Here is a 3,272-nt window from a genome sequence, read left to right on the forward strand (position 1 = left end):
AGGCCGCCATCATCACCATTACTAATAAACCCTTTACCCTCATCTCGCACCTCCTTTTGCAAAAATGATTGATGAGTAAATGCAATAGACATGCCACAGAAAAAATGGTGATATCCCTAAAAAGTTTGATTGGCAAGCATTTCAAAATGAACGATCATTTCAAAGTGAAAGAAATTTGAGGTTAGTCGAGATTATACTTCTTGAGCTTTCTCCAGAGGGTGGCAGTGCTTATGCCCAAAGCACGGGCAGCAGAATCCCTTTTGCCGTCAAAGAACCTCAATGTGGATTGGATTAACTGTCTTTCCATGTCTTCAAGCCTCATTACACTTTTCGACGACATAATCTCCCTCGGTCTTGAACGGAGTTCTGCAGGAAGGGAAGATATACCGATCTTTTTACCATATTCTAAGATGACCGCCCTCTCTATAACGTGTTCAAGCTCCCTGACATTGCCCGGCCAGTCATATGTCAGGAGCGTATCCATGACCTCTGTTGTGAAGCCCTGAATATCCTTGCCGAATCTCTCTCGATACCTGTCGAGGAAGTGATGCGCCAGGAGCGGTATATCATCACGCCTTTCCCTGAGGGAAGGCATGGTAACAGTAACTACCTTAAGGCGATAGTATAGATCCTGCCTGAACTTACCTTCATCCACCTCCTTTTTAAGCGGGATATTGCTTGCAGCAATAATGCGGACATCCACAGGCACGGATTCTGTGGAGCCAATGCGCATAATCCTTCCTTCCTCCAGTACCTTCAGAAGCTTTATCTGCATGTTGAGGCTTGCATTGTTTATCTCATCGAGGAACAGTGTCCCTCCATGTGCAGCCTCAAAAAGACCCTGTTTCTGTTTTATCGCGCCTGTAAATGCTCCTTTTTCGTGTCCGAATAGCTCTGATTCAAGCAGTGTCTCTGTTAGCGCCCCGCAGTTTATGCTCAGAAATTTTCCGGATGACCTTTTGCTTATCCTGTGGATGGTCTTTGCTACAAGGTTTTCCCTGTCCCTGTTTCTCCTTCTATGACCACAGTGGTGTCGAGGGGCGCAATCCTATCCACAAGCCTCTTTACCTCTGTCATCCGCGGGCTTGTCCCTATCAACTCCTCTGACCTGCAGGATTCGAGCTGACTTGATAACCTTAAGTTTTCATCGGCAAGCCTTTTATAGTCCAGTGCCTTCTTTATAACCAGCATCAGCTCCTCGGGCTCAAAGGGCTTCTGGATGTAGTCGTAGGCGCCGAGTTTCATGGCCTCGATGGCTGACTCCACAGTCCCGTATGCGGTGATTACTATGACCAGGCTCTCGGGATTAAGCTCCCTTGCCCTTGAGAGGATGGTAATGCCGTCTATATCGGGCATCTTGAGGTCTGTAATAACAAGATCAAAAATCCTCCTCTCAAGAAGACCGATTCCTTCTTCACCGTTCTTTGCAGTAAATACAGAGCATCCATCACGGCTGAGTATCTCCTGTAGAAGCTCCCTCATCCTCTGGTCGTCTTCTATTGCCAGAATATCAAACATTGCCCGTTACTCCATCCATTATCCTGAAGGAGAATTTAGTCCCTTTGCCCGCTTCGCTCTCAACACAGATATTGCTGCCATGTTTTTTCAATATCTCTGCGCATATACTGAGGCCAAGCCCGGTACCCTTCCTTACAGGCTTTGTGGTGAAGAAGGGCTCGAAAATCCTGCTCAAATGCTCCCTTGGTATGCCCGGGCCATTATCCTTTATGGCTACTTCCACAGAGCCGTTTAATGCCTCGCTCTTTATCTCCACAATACCGCTCCTTCCTTCCATAGCCTGTATGGCATTGAGAAGCATGTTGTAGATTACCTGCTCCATCTGCTTTGGATCGGCCATTACATAAGGAACCGTATCCAGTCTTGTTAAAACCTCTATATTATTGTCCTTAATTTCATCGCTCAGGGACTGGAGTGCCCGCTGTATGCACGTATTAAGGGAAATCTTCCAGAAGACAGGCATCTTTTGGTGGGAAAATTCTAAAAGACCCTTTATGATGCCGCTTCCCCTCTTTGCCTGCTCTATAATAACCTCCAGCCTATTCCTCTGAAATTCCGTAGTGTCTTGTTCCATGAGAAGAAGCTTTGCATAACCGAGGATATTGCCTAGGGGATTGTTCAGTTCATGGGCAATGCCTGCGGCAAGCTGCCCCACTGCAGCGAGCTTTTCCGATTGGCACATAGCCTCCAATGCCCTTTTCTTTTCCGTGATATCCATGGATACCTCTATAACGCCAATAATGTCGCCACCTTTGCCTTTAAGGGGAGATGTGATGATTTGAAATACCTTTCCCTTTTTGGTTACCTCTTTTAATAAAACCGCTCGCTCTCTCTCCAATGTCTCTATGGCAGGGCATATCAGAGGAGGCGAGTCTATCCCGCAATAAACCTCATAGCAGTGCCTGCCTTCTATCTGCGATACGCCGTTCACCAGGAGCTCCTTTTGTTTTTCATTGCATTTAATAATTTTCAAATCCCGATCATGATAGATATGCCAACGCCTGCAGTGTCAAAGACTGCCTGCAGGTAATCCCTCGCAAGCTGTAACTGTCTGTTGCTCTCCCTCAGATGTTCGAGCACCTGTTCGAATGATTCTGCGATGATGCCTATCGGGTCTATGGCAATAAGGCTCTCGTCATTGAGTTCCTCATCCCTCAGGGGTTTTGTCCCCATAATCTGCAGGAGCTGGTTTACCTTCTCCTTGATGTATTGAAGAAGTATCCTATTCTTCCTCTCCATATCTTCACTTCCTGCTGAAATATGCGTGTGGTTGTCATGCCTTCTGGTCTTCATCTTTTCGCCCCACCGTAATCTCATAGTATCCCTTTTTCTTTTCCACAAAAACTGCATATCCCATTGCAGTGGCTGCATCAGGAATCGTCCTTGTGGCATCCCTGTGGTCTGTCTTTACTATCAGGTTTGCCCCGCCGTTTCTCAGGAGTCCTTTGTGTTTATTTATCTCCTTTAAGGAAATAAGAAGGCATGCAGGACATATCTGTCCCCGAATATCCAGGTTGATTACATCGAGATCGATCGCTGTTCTATTTTCCATCGCCACCCTCCCTGTCATAGCTGATAACAAGTTTTTTGAATAAATAAGTTCCAAGCCAGGCGCCGGGCAACATCCCGAAAAGGAACAGGAATGCCTGGATGGAAAGCAGGGGAAGACCGCTCATTAGAAGCTTTACATTACATCCTCCTGCCATCCTCGAACCTATTGCAAGCAGTATGCCACCAAATAAGGCGGATATATT

Annotated in this window: 5 protein-coding genes and 1 pseudogene; all 6 read right to left on the reverse strand. The window is 46.5% G+C overall.

Annotated elements, in window-relative coordinates; genetic code table 11:
* Nucleotides 1–181 precede the first annotated feature (181 nt).
* Nucleotides 182–595, reverse strand: a complete 414-nt coding sequence (locus V7L97_RS13150) for a helix-turn-helix domain-containing protein (protein ID WP_442891835.1) — start codon at nt 593–595, stop codon at nt 182–184.
* Nucleotides 596–609: 14 nt separating this feature from the next.
* Nucleotides 610–1,518: pseudogene (locus tag V7L97_RS13155) on the reverse strand (sigma-54-dependent transcriptional regulator); the annotation flags it as partial.
* Nucleotides 1,511–2,449, reverse strand: a complete 939-nt coding sequence (locus V7L97_RS11760) for an ATP-binding protein (protein ID WP_333656204.1) — start codon at nt 2,447–2,449, stop codon at nt 1,511–1,513. The gene V7L97_RS11760 and the pseudogene V7L97_RS13155, both read right to left, overlap by 8 nt.
* A 38-nt stretch (nt 2,450–2,487) precedes the next feature.
* Nucleotides 2,488–2,811: a hypothetical protein gene (locus V7L97_RS11765; RefSeq protein WP_333656206.1), complete on the reverse strand. Its 324-nt coding sequence runs from the start codon at nt 2,809–2,811 to the stop codon at nt 2,488–2,490.
* On the reverse strand, nt 2,792–3,070 hold the full coding sequence (locus tag V7L97_RS11770) for a sulfurtransferase TusA family protein (protein WP_333656208.1): 279 nt from the start codon (nt 3,068–3,070) through the stop codon (nt 2,792–2,794). Before V7L97_RS11770 ends, V7L97_RS11765 begins: the two co-directional genes overlap by 20 nt.
* Nucleotides 3,060–3,272 (reverse strand): YeeE/YedE thiosulfate transporter family protein (locus tag V7L97_RS11775; protein WP_333656211.1); only part of this gene is annotated, 213 nt, incomplete at its 5' end. The genes V7L97_RS11775 and V7L97_RS11770, both read right to left, overlap by 11 nt.

The organism is Dissulfurispira sp., assembly GCF_036745535.1.
Taxonomy (GTDB): domain Bacteria; phylum Nitrospirota; class Thermodesulfovibrionia; order Thermodesulfovibrionales; family Dissulfurispiraceae; genus Dissulfurispira.